At 72.7% G+C, this 13,647-nt stretch carries 13 protein-coding genes; 8 read left to right on the top strand and 5 right to left on the bottom strand.

Going from position 1 to position 13,647, the window contains the following annotated elements; all coding sequences use genetic code 11:
- Window positions 1-22 precede the first annotated feature (22 nt).
- The 5 genes from rpsA (at window position 23) to aroD (ending at window position 5,492) form a co-directional block, all read left to right on the top strand.
- Window positions 23-1,507, top strand: coding sequence for a 30S ribosomal protein S1 (gene rpsA / locus Bequi_RS08335; protein ID WP_249737474.1), 1,485 nt, complete (start codon window positions 23-25; stop codon window positions 1,505-1,507).
- Between the two features lie 145 nt (window positions 1,508-1,652).
- Window positions 1,653-2,873 (top strand): chorismate synthase, encoded by a 1,221-nt coding sequence (gene aroC / locus Bequi_RS08330; protein WP_249737473.1) that lies wholly within the window; start codon window positions 1,653-1,655, stop codon window positions 2,871-2,873.
- A complete protein-coding gene (locus Bequi_RS08325) occupies window positions 2,873-3,523 on the top strand; it encodes a shikimate kinase (protein ID WP_249737472.1) in 651 nt (216 codons plus the stop codon). The genes aroC and Bequi_RS08325 overlap by 1 nt, the downstream gene beginning before the upstream one ends.
- Window positions 3,520-4,665: a 3-dehydroquinate synthase gene (aroB, locus tag Bequi_RS08320; RefSeq protein WP_249737471.1), complete on the top strand. Its 1,146-nt coding sequence runs from the start codon at window positions 3,520-3,522 to the stop codon at window positions 4,663-4,665. Before Bequi_RS08325 ends, aroB begins: the two co-directional genes overlap by 4 nt.
- Window positions 4,662-5,492, top strand: a complete 831-nt coding sequence (gene aroD / locus Bequi_RS08315) for a type I 3-dehydroquinate dehydratase (protein ID WP_249737470.1) — start codon at window positions 4,662-4,664, stop codon at window positions 5,490-5,492. The genes aroB and aroD overlap by 4 nt, the downstream gene beginning before the upstream one ends.
- Before the next feature lie 60 nt (window positions 5,493-5,552).
- Here the strand turns inward: aroD and Bequi_RS08310 are convergent, their stop codons facing one another.
- Window positions 5,553-6,407: a trimeric intracellular cation channel family protein gene (locus tag Bequi_RS08310; RefSeq protein ID WP_249737469.1), complete on the bottom strand. Its 855-nt coding sequence runs from the start codon at window positions 6,405-6,407 to the stop codon at window positions 5,553-5,555.
- 57 nt (window positions 6,408-6,464) lie between these two features.
- On the opposite strand from Bequi_RS08310, the gene coaE reads away from it, so the two are divergent.
- Together coaE and uvrB are read left to right on the top strand one after the other, a co-directional pair.
- On the top strand, window positions 6,465-7,067 hold the full coding sequence (gene coaE / locus Bequi_RS08305; protein WP_249737468.1) for a dephospho-CoA kinase: 603 nt from the start codon (window positions 6,465-6,467) through the stop codon (window positions 7,065-7,067).
- Between the two features lie 54 nt (window positions 7,068-7,121).
- Window positions 7,122-9,227 carry an excinuclease ABC subunit UvrB gene (gene uvrB, locus Bequi_RS08300; RefSeq protein WP_249737467.1) on the top strand — a complete coding sequence of 702 codons (2,106 nt, stop codon included), beginning with the start codon at window positions 7,122-7,124 and terminating at the stop codon, window positions 9,225-9,227.
- A 93-nt stretch (window positions 9,228-9,320) separates the two neighbouring features.
- Here uvrB and Bequi_RS08295 read toward each other — a convergent pair whose 3' ends face one another.
- Both Bequi_RS08295 and Bequi_RS08290 read right to left on the bottom strand, forming a co-directional pair.
- Window positions 9,321-9,866 carry a roadblock/LC7 domain-containing protein gene (locus tag Bequi_RS08295; protein WP_249737466.1) on the bottom strand — a complete coding sequence of 182 codons (546 nt, stop codon included), beginning with the start codon at window positions 9,864-9,866 and terminating at the stop codon, window positions 9,321-9,323.
- A complete protein-coding gene (locus tag Bequi_RS08290) occupies window positions 9,863-10,510 on the bottom strand; it encodes a hypothetical protein (RefSeq protein WP_249737465.1) in 648 nt (215 codons plus the stop codon). Before Bequi_RS08290 ends, Bequi_RS08295 begins: the two co-directional genes overlap by 4 nt.
- 185 nt (window positions 10,511-10,695) lie before the next feature.
- Between Bequi_RS08290 and Bequi_RS08285 the strand changes: the two genes are divergently transcribed.
- The gene (locus Bequi_RS08285) at window positions 10,696-11,067 is read left to right on the top strand and encodes a roadblock/LC7 domain-containing protein (protein WP_249737464.1); all 372 of its coding nucleotides are present in this window, start codon (window positions 10,696-10,698) and stop codon (window positions 11,065-11,067) included.
- Window positions 11,068-11,136: 69 nt separating this feature from the next.
- Here the strand turns inward: Bequi_RS08285 and Bequi_RS08280 are convergent, their stop codons facing one another.
- Both Bequi_RS08280 and Bequi_RS08275 read right to left on the bottom strand, forming a co-directional pair.
- A complete protein-coding gene (locus Bequi_RS08280) occupies window positions 11,137-12,882 on the bottom strand; it encodes a bifunctional 3'-5' exonuclease/DNA polymerase (protein ID WP_249737614.1) in 1,746 nt (581 codons plus the stop codon).
- On the bottom strand, window positions 12,876-13,568 hold the full coding sequence (locus Bequi_RS08275) for an MBL fold metallo-hydrolase (RefSeq protein ID WP_430623105.1): 693 nt from the start codon (window positions 13,566-13,568) through the stop codon (window positions 12,876-12,878). Before Bequi_RS08275 ends, Bequi_RS08280 begins: the two co-directional genes overlap by 7 nt.
- Between the last annotated feature and the right edge of the window lie 79 nt (window positions 13,569-13,647).

Genomic DNA, 13,647 nt, shown 5'->3' with positions numbered 1-13,647 from the left:
TCCCGACGGAGTCCCGACCTACATGACCGACACCACGACCCCCCAGATCGCCATCAACGACATCGGCGATGCTGATGCACTCATGGCTGCCATCGACGCCACCATCAAGTACTTCAACGATGGCGACATCGTCGAGGGCACCGTGGTGAAGGTGGATCACGACGAGGTCCTGCTCGACATCGGCTACAAGACCGAGGGCGTCATCCCCTCGCGCGAGCTCTCCATCAAGCACGACGTGGACCCCGGCGAGGTCGTCCAGGTCGGCGATGAGATCGAAGCGCTCGTCCTCCAGAAGGAGGACAAGGAAGGCCGCCTGATCCTGTCCAAGAAGCGCGCGCAGTACGAGCGCGCCTGGGGCACGATCGAGCAGATCAAGGAGGACGAGGGCGTCGTCACCGGTCACGTCATCGAGGTCGTCAAGGGCGGTCTCATCGTGGACATCGGCCTGCGCGGCTTCCTCCCCGCCTCCCTCGTCGAGATGCGCCGCGTGCGCGACCTGCAGCCGTACGTCGGCCAGGAGATCGAGGCGAAGATCATCGAGCTGGACAAGAACCGCAACAACGTGGTCCTCTCCCGCCGCGCCTACCTCGAGGAGACCCAGTCGGCGGTCCGCTCGGACTTCCTGCAGACCCTCCAGAAGGGCCAGGTGCGCGACGGCGTCGTCTCCTCGATCGTCAACTTCGGCGCCTTCGTCGACCTGGGCGGCGTGGACGGCCTCGTGCACGTCTCCGAGCTGTCCTGGAAGCACATCGACCACCCCGGCGAGGTCGTCGAGGTCGGCCAGAAGGTCAAGGTCGAGGTCCTGGACGTCGACATGGACCGCGAGCGCGTCTCCCTGTCGCTGAAGGCGACCCAGGAGGACCCGTGGCAGCTGTTCGCCCGCACCCACGCCATCGGCGAGGTCGTGCCGGGCAAGGTCACCAAGCTCGTCCCCTTCGGCGCCTTCGTGCGCGTCGAGGACGGCATCGAGGGCCTCGTGCACATCTCCGAGCTGGCCCAGCGCCACGTGGATCTGCCCGAGCAGGTCGTCACGGTCGACCAGGACGTCTTCGTCAAGGTCATCGACATCGATCTCGAGCGTCGTCGCATCTCGCTGTCGCTGAAGCAGGCCAACGAGGGCGTCGATCCCGAGGGCGATGACACGACCTTCGATCCCGCGCTCTACGGCATGGCCGCGGAGTACGACGAGGCCGGCGAGTACAAGTACCCCGAGGGCTTCGATCCCGAGACCAACGAGTGGCTCGAGGGCTACGACACCCAGCGCGAGCAGTGGGAGGGCCAGTACGCGGCCGCCTACGAGCGCTGGAACGCGCACAAGGCGCAGGTCGCCGAGGCCATCAAGGCCGACGAGGAGTCCGCTGCCCAGGGCAGCACCACGACCTCCACGTCGACCCCGGCTCCGGCTTCGTCCTCCGCCTCCTCGTACCAGTCGAGCTCCTCGGACGAGGGCACGCTCGCTTCGGACGAGGCCCTGGCCGCTCTGCGCGCCAAGCTCACCGGCAACTGATGCCCGCTGACGGCGGCCGCCCCCGGGGCGCGCCGCCGCAGTGACCGAAGGCCGGGACCCGCACGGGTCCCGGCCTTCGGTGCATCCTGCGCCCGCATGCCGACGGCGGGAGCGGCCGCCCCGCGCCCATGGGAGAATCGTGGGCATGCTCCGATGGCTCACCGCCGGCGAATCGCACGGCCGCTCCCTGATCACCACTCTCGACGGATACCCCGCGGGGGTGCTGCTCACCTCTGCGGACCTGCAGGGCGTCCTCGCCCGGCGCCGCCTCGGCCACGGGCGCGGCTCCCGCCAGAAGTTCGAGCAGGATGCCGTGAGCATCCTGGGCGGCCTGCGCCACGGCTCGACCCTCGGGTCCCCGATCGCCGTGGAGATCGGCAACACCGAGTGGCCGAAGTGGGAGAAGGTCATGTCGCCGGATCCCGTGGCGCGCGAGGATCTCCTGATCGACGCGGGCACGGGCGACGAGCGGGAGATCGCCCGCAACCAGCCCCTCACCCGCCCCCGCCCCGGCCACGCCGACATGGCCGGCATGGTGAAATACGGATTCGAGGACGCCCGCCCCGTGCTGGAGCGCGCCAGCGCCCGCGAGACCGCCGCGCGCGTGGTCGCCGGCGCCTTCGCCGCGGCGCTCCTGGAGCAGGCCGCGGGGATCCGCCTGGTCTCCCACACGCTGCAGGTCGGCACCGTCCGCGTCCCGGACGACGCCCCCCTCCCCGCACCCGGAGACGGCGAGGCGCTGGACGCCGATCCGCTGCGCTGCTTCCACCCCGAGACCTCCGCCCGCATGGTGGCCGAGGTCGACCAGTGCCAGAAGGACGGCGACACCCTCGGCGGGGTCGTCGAGGTGCTCGCCTACGGCGTGCCCGTGGGCCTCGGCGCGCACACGCAGTGGGACCGCCGCCTCGACGGCCGCCTCGCCCAGGCGATCATGTCCATCCAGGCCTTCAAGGGCGTGGAGATCGGCGACGGCTACGCGAGCGCGGCGCGCCGAGGCTCCGCCGCGCACGACGAGATCCTTCCGGGCGGAGAGGGCCCCTTCACCACCTCACGCGCCTCCAACCGGGCCGGCGGCCTCGAGGGCGGCATCTCCAACGGCGAGGTGCTCCGGGTGAGCGGCGCGCTGAAGCCGATCTCGACCGTGCCCCGTGCTCTGCGCACGGTCGACGTGCGCACGGGTGAGGAGGCGAAGGCCAACCACCAGCGCTCCGACGTGTGCGCAGTCGCACCCGCAGCGGTGATCGCCGAGGCCATGGTCGCGCTGACCCTGGCCGACGCCCTCCTCGAGAAGGCCGGAGGGGACAGCGTGGCGGAGATCCGCCGTCACCTGGGCCTGCCGGTCGCGGGCGGCGACGAGCCTCGCTGATGGCGCCGACTGACCCGTCGGCCGCCGCCGCGCGCGCGACTCCCGCGGACGTCCCCCCGCATCCCCCTGCCGAGCCCCTCCTGCGCGACGCGCCGCTGGCCGTGCTGATCGGGCCGATGGCGGCGGGGAAGTCGAGCGTCGGCCGCGCCCTCGCGAAGCTCCTCGGCGCCTCCTTCGCAGACCTCGACCTCGAGATCGTCGCCCGGGCGGGCGCCGACATCCCCGCGCTCTTCGCCGAGAGGGGGGAGGAGGGCTTCCGGGCCCTCGAGGAGGAGACGCTCGCGGACCTGCTGGAGACCCATTCCGGCGTGCTCTCGCTCGGCGGGGGAGCGCCGCTGCGCCCGGCCAGCCGCGACCGGCTCCGCGCGCATCGCGTGGTGCTGCTGGAGATCGACGAGCGCACGGCATCGCGCCGACTGCGGGGAGGTGCCGGCAGGCCGCTGCTCGCCGCGAGCAGCGACCCGCTGGAGACATGGCGCACCCTGCGGGATGCGCGCATCCCCCACTACCGAGCGCTGTCCCGCTGCCAGGTCGACGGCGGGGCAGGAAGCCCGGCCGCGGTCGCCCGCCGCGTCGCAGCCGCCCTGTCCGCCCTGGAGCGCACCGCCGCCCCGCACGCCGCAGAACCCGAGACCGAGGAGCACCCGTGAGCATCACCTCCATCCCCGTCGAGACCCCGGCGGGCGCCTACGACGTCCTCATCGGGCGCGGTCTGCTGAACGATCTCGCATCCCGTATCCCGCAGCGCGCCGCGCGCGTCGTGATCATCCACCAGGGCGCCCTGCGCACCATCGCCGAGGAGCTGCGCGAGCAGATCGCCGCCGGCGGCCGGCAGGCCTTCCTCGCGGAGATCCCCGACGGGGAGGACGCGAAGACCGCCCAGGTCGCGGGCTTCCTGTGGCAGGTCTGCGGCCAGGCGGAGATCAGCCGCACGGATCTGATCATCGGGCTCGGCGGCGGCGCCGCGACCGATCTGGCAGGCTTCGTCGCCGCCACCTGGCTGCGCGGCGTGGACGTCCTCCAGGTCCCCACGACGGTCGCTGCGATGGTGGACGCCGCCGTCGGCGGCAAGACCGGCATCAACACGGCCGAGGGGAAGAACCTCGTCGGCGCCTTCCACCCCCCGATCGCCGTGATCGAGGACCTCGACGTGCTCGCCGGGCTGCCCGCGCACGACGTGGCCGCGGGTCTCGCGGAGGTCGTCAAGGGCGGCTTCATCGCGGACACGGGCATCCTCGAGATCATCGAGAAGGACCCCCGCGCCGTCCTCGACACCGGCAGCGCGGAGTTCCGCGAGGTGCTCGAGCGCAAGGTCCGCGTGAAGGCCGCGATCGTCTCGCGCGATCTCACGGAGCAGGGCGAGAGGGAGTTCCTCAACTACGGCCACACGCTCGCGCACGCGATCGAGCGCAACGAGCGCTACCAGTGGCGCCACGGCGCCGCGGTGGCGGTCGGCATGATGTTCGCGGCCGAGCTCGCGGGGCTCGCCGGGAAGCTGTCCGAGGACGATGTGGACCGCCATCGCCGGATCCTGACCTCGCTGGGCCTGCCGACGACGTACCGCGACCGCCAGTGGCCGAAGCTCGAGGAGACGATGCGGCGCGACAAGAAGTCCCGCGCCGGGCTCCTGCGCTTCGTGGTCCTGGACCGTCCCGGCCGACCCACCCGTCTCGAAGGCCCCGACCCGACGCTCCTGCTCGCCGCGTACGCCGCCATCAGCGCTCCCGATCCGGAGGCTGCCCGCAGCGCGCGCACCCCGATCGCGCTCTCCGCGCCCGCGGAGCGCCCGTGAGGCCCCTGCGCCCTGTGCGCGTGCGCTCCCTCGTGATCGGGGAGGGGCGCCCCGCGCTCATCGTCCCGCTCACGGGCGCCGACGAGCCGGCGCTCCTGCACGAGGCGCAGGCGCTCGCGGGCAGCGCTGCGGACCTCGCGGAATGGCGGGTGGACCACCTCGAATCAGCCGCCGCGGCCGGCGCCCCCTCGCGCGACGGCTCCCCTGCCGGGGGTCGCCTCGCGGGCGGCCTCGGCGCGATCGTCTCCGAGGCGGTCCGCATGGCCGCGCGCCTGCGCACCGCGCTCGGCGAGATGCCGCTGCTGATCACCGTGCGCACCGCGCAGGAGGGCGGGCAGTGGGACCTCGCGGACCCGCAGTACGAAGAGGTCCTGGGCGCGCTGATCCGCAGCGGCGCCGCGGACGCTCTCGACGTCGAGGCGCGGCGCGACCCCGGCACCGTGCGCGCGCTGATCGCGCAGGCGCATGCCGCGGGGATCCCCGTCATCGGATCGGCCCACGACTTCGAGTCCACGCCCCCGCGCGAGGAGCTCGTGGCCCTGCTGCGCAGGATCCAGGACCTCGGTGCGGACATCCCGAAGGCGGCAGTGATGCCGCGCGGCCCCGGGGACGTCCTCGCGCTCCTCGAGGCGACCTGGGAGATGCGCAGCCGCCATGCCGAGGGACCGATCATCACCATGAGCATGGGGCCGCTCGGCGCGGTCACGAGGGTCAGCGGCGAGATCTTCGGCTCCGCGGCCACGTTCGCCGCGCAGCAGTCCGCCTCCGCTCCCGGCCAGCTCCCGCTGGAGGAGATGCCTGCGCTGCTGCGCGCCCTCGCCCCCTGAGGCGCGATCGGTTCGGTTCCAAAGAGCCAGGAGCTGGAGCCGGCCGGCCCCGGGCGGTGCTCAGCGCGAGGTGCCCGAGAGCCCTCCGCCGGAGCCATCGGCATCGCGGACGTACTCCTCGAGGCTGTCGTCCTCCCCGGTGGCGTCGGACACGAAGTCGTCGCGCTCCTCACCGGGGTCGACCACCGGGATGAGCCCCGTCTGGGCCGCGACGCGCTGCCGCTCGCTGCGGCGCACCCGGCGCACCATCGCCTTCATCTGCGAGGCGGACATCGTCACCTGCCACTCGCGGTGCTGGGGGAGGGACCACTGCCGCCAGGCCGCCACCACGGCGAGAGTGGAGCCGAGCAGCACGGGGCCCAGCACGCTCCAGCCCGGGAGCCCCAGCACGAGCACACCCCAGGTGGTGACGGCCGTCAGCAGGGCGTTGGTCGCATAGAGCGGGTTGCCGCCGAAGATCGCGGGGACACGACCGACCATCACGTCGCGGATCGCTCCGCCGCCGACCGCGGAGACGACGCCCAGCAGGATCGCGGGCAGCGGATCGAGACCGGCGTTGAGGGACTTCGCGGTGCCGGATGCGGCCCACAGCCCGAGAGCGAGCGCGTCGAGCACCACGATCAGGCGCTGCCAGGTGCGGCTCTCCGCATGGATCAGGTACGAGAAGCCCGCCCCGCACAGGGCGCACACCAGGTACCAGGGACCGGAGAAGGCGGCGGGGACGCCGAGATCGAGGATCAGGTCGCGCAGGATGCCGCCGCCGAGACCGGAGACGATGCCGATGACGGCGAAGCCGACCGCGTCGAACTGGAGGCGGGCCGCGAGGGCGCCTCCGGTGATGCCCATGACGATCACGCCGAGGAGATCGAGAGTGCGCAGCAGGTCGCTGCTGGCCAGAAGCTGATCGGGGGTCACAGCAGATCACCCTAGCCAGGCCCGTGCCGGAACGGGCCTCCGCCCTAGGATGCGGTCATGCACATCTCACGCATCGGCCTCACCGGCGGCATCGGCAGCGGGAAGTCCACGGTCGCGCAGCTCTGGCGGGACCGGGGCGCGCGCGTGATCGACCTGGATGCCCATTCGCGGGCGGTGCTCGATCTTCCGGGACCGGGCGTGGAGGAGGCCATCGCGCGGTTCGGAGAGCAGTACCGGGCCGAGGACGGCACGGTGGCCAGGACGGAGCTGGCGCGGCTCGTCTTCGCCGATCCCGCCGCGCGGGCGGACCTCGAGGCGATCGTGCTGGGCCGCGTGGAGGAGGCCGTGCGCCGCGAGGAGGAGCAGATGGTCTGCGAGGGCGCGGACCTCCTCGTCCACGACTCGCCCCTGCTGCTCGAGAAGGCGCAGGACCGCACGGGGCGCTATGCGGAGGTCGTGGTGGTCCTCGCCCGCCGCGAGGATCGGATCGAGCGGATCGCGCGGAACCGGGGCCGGGATCGCGCGTACGCGGAGTCGGTGATGTCGGCCCAGGTCACGGACCTCGAGCGGATCCGGCGGGCCTCGCGGATCCTGCTGAACACCGGGGACCAGGAGCTCCTGGCGCGGCGGGCGGGGCGCCTGCTGGAGTCCCTTCGCTGAGAGCGCACCGCCCCGGCACGGCGAATGTCCCCGGGTGGTCGTAGGCTCGGAGCCATGCGCCCTGTCACGGACCTCGTCCGCTCCGTCAACCCGTTCCAGGTGATCTCCGAGTACACGCCCTCGGGGGACCAGCCGAAGGCGATCGCGGAGCTCGCCCGCCGCATCAACGCCGGCGAGCAGGACGTCGTCCTCCTCGGCGCCACCGGCACCGGCAAGAGCGCGACCACAGCCTGGCTCATCGAGCAGGTGCAGCGGCCCACCCTGGTGATGGCGCACAACAAGACTCTCGCCGCGCAGCTCGCGAGCGAGTTCCGCGAGCTGCTGCCGAACAACGCGGTCGAGTACTTCGTCTCCTACTACGACTACTACCAGCCCGAGGCGTACGTCCCGCAGTCGGACACCTACATCGAGAAGGACTCCTCGATCAACGCCGAGGTCGAGCGGCTCCGGCACAGCGCGACCAATGCCCTCCTGACCCGCCGCGACGTCGTCGTGGTCTCCTCCGTGTCCTGCATCTACGGCCTCGGCACCCCGCAGGAGTACGTGGACCGCATGGTGCGGATGTCGGTGGGCGACCAGGTGGACCGCGACGAGCTGCTGCGGCGCTTCGTGGACATGCAGTACGACCGCAACGACGTCGAGTTCGTGCGCGGCACCTTCCGGGTGCGCGGGGACACCGTCGAGATCATCCCCATGTACGAGGAGCTCGCGATCCGCATCGAGTTCTTCGGCGACGAGATCGACGCCCTCTACACCCTGCACCCGGTGACCGGAGAGGTGATCCGCGACGAGAAGCAGATCCACATCTTCCCCGCGTCCCACTACGTCGCCGGCCCCGAGCGGCTCGCCCGTGCGATCGACTCGATCGAGAAGGAGCTGGGGGAGAGGCTGACCGAGCTCGAGAGCCAGAACAAGCTCCTGGAGGCGCAGCGGCTGCGCATGCGCACCACGCACGACCTCGAGATGCTGCGCCAGGTGGGCACCACCAACGGCGTGGAGAACTACTCGCGCCATCTCGACGGCCGCGCTCCGGGCACCGCCCCGAACACCCTCATGGACTACTTCCCGGAGGACTTCCTGCTGGTGCTGGACGAGTCGCACGTGACCGTCCCGCAGATCGGCGCGATGTACGAGGGCGACCGCTCGCGCAAGCGCACCCTGGTGGACTTCGGGTTCCGCCTCCCGAGCGCGCTGGACAACCGGCCCCTCACCTTCGGCGAGTTCACCGAGCGCACCGGCCAGACGGTCTACCTCTCGGCCACGCCCGCCCAGTACGAGCTCGATCGCGCCGACGGCGTGGTCGAGCAGATCATCCGCCCGACGGGTCTCGTGGACCCCGAGGTCATCGTGAAGCCCGTCAAGGGGCAGATCGACGACCTGCGCGCGGAGATCGAGGAGCGCGTGCAGCGCGACGAGCGCGTCCTGGTCACCACGCTCACCAAGCGCATGGCCGAGGACCTCACCGACTACCTGCTGGAGAACGGGGTGCGGGTGCAGTACCTCCACTCCGACGTCGACACGCTGCGCCGCGTGGAGCTGCTGCGCTCCCTGCGCATCGGCGAGTTCGACGTGCTGGTCGGCATCAACCTGCTGCGCGAGGGCCTGGATCTGCCGGAGGTGTCGCTGGTCGCGATCCTCGACGCCGACAAGGAGGGGTTCCTGCGCTCGCGCACCTCGCTGATCCAGACGATCGGCCGCGCCGCCCGCAACGTCTCCGGGCAGGTGCACATGTACGCCGACCGCATCACCGACTCGATGCGCGCCGCGATCGACGAGACCAATCGCCGCCGCGAGATCCAGATCGCGTACAACACCGAGCACGGCATCGACCCGACGCCGCTGCGCAAGCGCATCGCCGACGTCACCGACATGCTGACCCGCGAGGACATCGACACCGAGACCCTGCTCGCGACCGACTACCGCTCGGGCAAGGAGCGGGTGAGCCGCGATCGGGCCCGGGCAGGCGCGGTGGATGCCGCCGGGAGCCGCACGATCGATCTCGGCGACGATCCCGTCGGCACGCTCAGCCGGATGATCGACGAGATGACCGCGCAGATGCATCAGGCGGCCGAGACCCTGCAGTTCGAGGTCGCCGGCCGGCTGCGCGATGAGGTCCAGGAGCTCAAGAAGGAGCTCCGGCAGATCCAGCGCACCTCATGACGAGGGCCGCACACCCCGGCCGGGGTGCGCGGCCCTCAGCGCCTCGAGCGGCGCGAGCGCGAGCGCGCAGGTCTAGGGAGACCTCGGGAGCCCTCAGATCGAGGGGGCGCGGGAGCCGAGGGCGTCGGAGATCTGCTGCGCCGCGCTGCGCGTGCGCACCATCAGGGTGCCCAGCGGGATGTCCTGCGCCGACATCCCCAGCAGCAGCTGGCCGAAGGGCTCCACGCCGAACCCGAACACGGCCGTGCGGGTCGAGCCCGAGCTGATGGCCACGCTCGTGCGCGCCACCGCCCCCTGCTCCTCGGTCTCGGACTGCTCGCGGGGGCGCTCGCGCGAGGCGGGGACGGCTCCGGCCATGATGCGCGTCTCCGCCGCGGCGACCGAGAACATCGAGCTGTTGAGCGCCGCGAGCCGCCCGGCGTCGTCCATGCTCAGTCCGAGCGAGCAGATGTGGAGGCCGTCGGAGGTGGCGACGATGGCCGAGGTCATCTCCGGGAACTCCTTCCACGGCGCCTCGAGCCGAGTCGTGGCCGTGCGGCCGACGATCGGCGACCTCAGGCTCCAGGACTGGGCGATGGAGGGGTGCATGCGCAGCGACTCGGCCCCTGCGCCCTGCGTCGTCCCCTGGTTCTCGTTCATGCGGCGACCTCCGGGAGGTCGAGAGCGGCGCTGACGACGCGGATCACGCTGTCGCGGTCACGCGGGTCGGCTGCGAGCACGGGCTGGCCGCCCGCACCGAAGCGCTCGAGGACGGGCCGCAGCGCTGCGGCCCCGCTCGCACCGCCGTCGGCGGTCCGGGTGAGGGCGATGGCGAGCCGGGGGAGGCTCTTCGGGCCCATCGAGCCGATCCAGCTCTCCGCATCGGTCGCCAGGGTGGGGGAGTCCCCGTACAGCCACAGCAGGGCGCGCGTCCACGGCGCGTTGAAGGAGGCGCGCGCCTCGGCGAAGCGCTCCTGCCCGGGAGTACCGATCAGGGCGACGGAGATCTCCTCCGTGGGCTTCCACACTCCGTAGTCCAGGCCGACCGTCGTCGTGGTCTTCGAATCGGGGAGAGAGGCCGTCTCGGCGCCGAGAGTGAGAGGCACCTCGGTCTCGATGGTCTCGATCCCGCTGAGGGTGCGCACGGCGGTGGTCTTCCCCACGCCGACCGGGCCGGCCATGACCACGCGGAAAGACGTGGTGGAGCCGAGATTCCGCTGCGCCCGGCGGCCGCGGGTGCCGATGGGCGGGGTCGCGCCGGGGGCGGCCTCGCCGCTGCGGGGGGCGGGGTCGGAGGGGGGCATGGGGCTCCTGAGGTGGTGCGGGGGAGGGAGCGGCCGGGGAGAGGCCGCGGAACTGTCGGGCTCACTCAAGAATGTCCGAGGTCCATCGGCGCACGCCACGCGGAAGGGACTTTCGTCCCGGCGTGCGAGCGCCGACATCCCGGCGGCTCGGATCCCCGTGCCGCGACCAGCAGCCCAGGAGCATCATGGCCAGCCAGGAAGATCTCAACAACCTCATCACCGCGATCGCGAACGATGTCAACGGCTTCATCGGCGCGTCGATCGTCGACGTCGAGTCCGGCATGCCGCTGGCCTCCGCCAGCCGTCGCCCCGACTTCGACCTCGAGGTCGCCAGCGCCTACAACTCCGAGATGGTGAAGGCGAAGCAGAAGACCATCGCCGCCCTCGGCCTCAACGCCAACCTCGAGGACATGCTGCTCACGCTCGACTCGCAGCTGCACCTGATCAAGATGCTGTCCCCGACCCTGTTCATGTACCTGGCCGCTGATCGCCAGTCCACGAACCTCGCACTGCTGCGCGCTTCGGTCAACCGCCACACCGCGGGCTTCGAGGTCTGAGCCTGGGGGCGAGAGCCCTCGACAGAGCCCACGGGCAGGGCGCCGGGCGCACGGCGCCCTGCCCGTGCGTCATTTCGCCTCCGAGCGCTCCGCGATCGCGAGCTCGAGCGGGAAGTCCACCGCGCTGCCGGGGAACAGCAGGCGCCCCGCGCTCTCGGCCGCGTCCCGGATCGCGGCGGCGGCATCCTCGGCCTGCGCCGCCGGGGAGTGGACGAGCACCTCGTCGTGGAGGAAGTGGACGAGGTGCGCGCGGCGGGCGAAGACCGGGCCCGACGGCTCCGCTGCGTCGTCCGCTCCCGCGTCGGGGAGGCGGGATAGAGACAGCCGGAGCGCGGCGATCCAGGAGAGCGCCCACTCGGCGGCCGTGCCCTGCACGACGAAGTTGCGGGTGAAGCGGCCGCGGTCGCGGGCCGACCGGCGGGCGCGCTCCTGCGCCGCGGCCGATGCCTCCGGCAGGTTCGCCTCGCGCTGGGCCTCCAGCCAGCGGGGATCGGGCGGGGGAGAGGAGCGGCCGAGCCATGTCGAGACCGTGCCTCCGCGCTCCCCGACGGCGGCCGCGTCGTCGACGAGCCCCATCGCCGCGGGGAACGAGACGCGAAGCCGGCGCACGAGAACTCCGCTGTCCCCGCTCGTGCCTCCGTACAGCGCCCCGAGCATTCCGACCTTGGCCTCCTGGCGCGTGGCGACGATGCCTGACTCCACGATCCCCGCGTAGAGGTCCCGCCCGGCGCCGGCCGCCGCCATCGCGGGGTCCTGCGACATGGCTGCCAGCACGCGCGGCTCGAGCTGGGAGACGTCGGCGCTCACCAGCAGCCACCCCGGATCCGCTCGCAGCGCCGGGCGCAGCCGCCGCGGGATCTGGAGCGCCCCGCCGCCGCTGGAGGCCCAGCGGCCGGTGACCACGCCGCCGGGCACGTACACCGGGCGGTACCGCCCCTCGCGCACCCAGGCGTCGAGCCAGGCCCAGCCGTTGGCGGTGAGCAGGCGGGACATCTCCTTGTAGCGCAGCAGCGGCGCGATGGCGGGGTGCTCGTGCGCGCTGAGCTCCCACTTCGAGGTGGAGTCCACCGGGATCTCGGCGCGATGCAGCGCCCGCAGCAGGCGCGGGGGCGAGTCGAGCGCGAGGTGCGGATCCCCGAGCGCCCCGCGCACCTGCTGCGCGAGCTCCTCCATCCGCGCCGGCAGGGCGCCCGCGCGCGGCCGCGCCCCGAGGCTCTCGACGAGGATGCGATCGTGCTCCTGCGCATCCCAGGGCATGCCCGCCGCGCGCATCTCCGCGGCCACCAGGGCGCCGGCGGACTCTGCCGCTGCGAGCAGCCGCAGGGCAGTGGGCTCGTCGGCGCCGGCGATCGCCTCGAGCTGGCGTCGCAGCTCCTCCAGAGCGCTCTGGGCGTCCTGCGGGACCGGGCTCGATCCCGCCGCGGCGGTCTCGAGATCGAAGAGGGTCGCTCCCGGCTGCTCGGCGGGCCCGGGAGCGGGGGCATCGGGCGGCCGGTCCCACGACTCGGCCGCCTGCAGCGGGCCGGGATCGGCGACCCGCGCGCTGCGGGCGAGGATCACGTGCACCAGGCGCAGGTCATGGCAGCGCTCGACCCGCACCCCGGCCGCGAGGAGGGCGTCGTACCAGGCGGGGGTGTCGCTCCAGACCCACCGGGTCGGCGCGGCGGCCTCGCGCGCCGCGACCGCGCGGGCGAGGTCCCCTGGGGCGATCTGCTCCCGCGTGCGCTCGGCGCAGCCCGCATCGAGATCGATCAGGAGAGCGTCCGGACCCTGCGCCGCGCGGCCGAGGAGGCACCAGGGGGATGCGCTCACCAGCCCCGCTCTCGCCACTTCGCCACGTGGGGCCTCTCGGCGCCGATGGTGGTGCTGTCGCCGTGCCCCGGATGGACCCGTGTCGAATCCGCGAGCGGGAGGAGCAGGCGCTCCTCGACGTCGTCCACCAGCTGGGCGAAGCGCTCGGCGTCCCCGCGCGTGGCCCCCACGCCCCCGGGGAACAGCGAGTCGCCCGTGAACACGTGGTCGCCGTCCTCGCCGCCCCTCCAGAGCACCGCCACGGAGCCGGGGGTGTGGCCGCGCAGCGCGATCACCTCGAGGTCGTGGACGCCCACGCGCAGCACATCCCCGTGCGCGAGGGCGAGATCCGTGGGCACGGCGATGTCCGGGGCGTCGGCTGCGCCCGCCGCGGTGCGCGCGCCGGTCGCGGCGACCAGCGGGGCGAGCGCGCCGACGTGGTCGCGATGGCTGTGGGTGGTGAGCACCGTGTCCAGTCGGCCGCTCGGGGACCCCTCCCGCACGAGCCGCTGCAGGCGCGGGAGATCCGCGGCCGCGTCGATCAGCAGCTGCGCGCCGGAGACGCGGCAGGTCAGGAGGTAGACGTTGTTGTCCATGGAGCCGACGGAGGCCTTGCGGATCACGAGCGCGGGATGCCACAGGGCGAGCGCCGGACCGCCCTGCTCGACATGGGCGGCGAGATCGGAGGCAGGGTCGGGGCTGGGGCTCATGGCCCCAGTATCGCCCGCCGGACCGTCCGCGAGCCGTGGGGGCGCGGGCACGGGCGCCCCGGAGCGTGGCCGTCGCCTC

The organism is Brachybacterium equifaecis, assembly GCF_023509525.1.
In the GTDB taxonomy this organism is placed as follows: Bacteria; Actinomycetota; Actinomycetes; order Actinomycetales; family Dermabacteraceae; genus Brachybacterium; species Brachybacterium equifaecis.
Note: the sequence above shows the minus strand (reverse complement) of the source record. Positions and strands in the feature narration are given on the sequence as shown.

Excerpts from the sequence above, each read along its gene's own strand:
- rpsA (WP_249737474.1), top strand. The coding sequence starts at position 23 with ATGACCGACACCACGACCCCCCAGATCGCCATCAACGACATCGGCGAT.
- aroC (WP_249737473.1), top strand. The coding sequence starts at position 1,653 with ATGCTCCGATGGCTCACCGCCGGCGAATCGCACGGCCGCTCCCTGATC.
- Bequi_RS08325 (WP_249737472.1), top strand. The coding sequence starts at position 2,873 with ATGGCGCCGACTGACCCGTCGGCCGCCGCCGCGCGCGCGACTCCCGCG.
- coaE (WP_249737468.1), top strand. The coding sequence starts at position 6,465 with ATGCACATCTCACGCATCGGCCTCACCGGCGGCATCGGCAGCGGGAAG.
- uvrB (WP_249737467.1), top strand. The coding sequence starts at position 7,122 with ATGCGCCCTGTCACGGACCTCGTCCGCTCCGTCAACCCGTTCCAGGTG.
- Bequi_RS08295 (WP_249737466.1), bottom strand. The coding sequence starts at position 9,866 with ATGAACGAGAACCAGGGGACGACGCAGGGCGCAGGGGCCGAGTCGCTG.
- Bequi_RS08290 (WP_249737465.1), bottom strand. The coding sequence starts at position 10,510 with ATGCCCCCCTCCGACCCCGCCCCCCGCAGCGGCGAGGCCGCCCCCGGC.
- Bequi_RS08285 (WP_249737464.1), top strand. The coding sequence starts at position 10,696 with ATGGCCAGCCAGGAAGATCTCAACAACCTCATCACCGCGATCGCGAAC.
- Bequi_RS08275 (WP_430623105.1), bottom strand. The coding sequence starts at position 13,568 with ATGAGCCCCAGCCCCGACCCTGCCTCCGATCTCGCCGCCCATGTCGAG.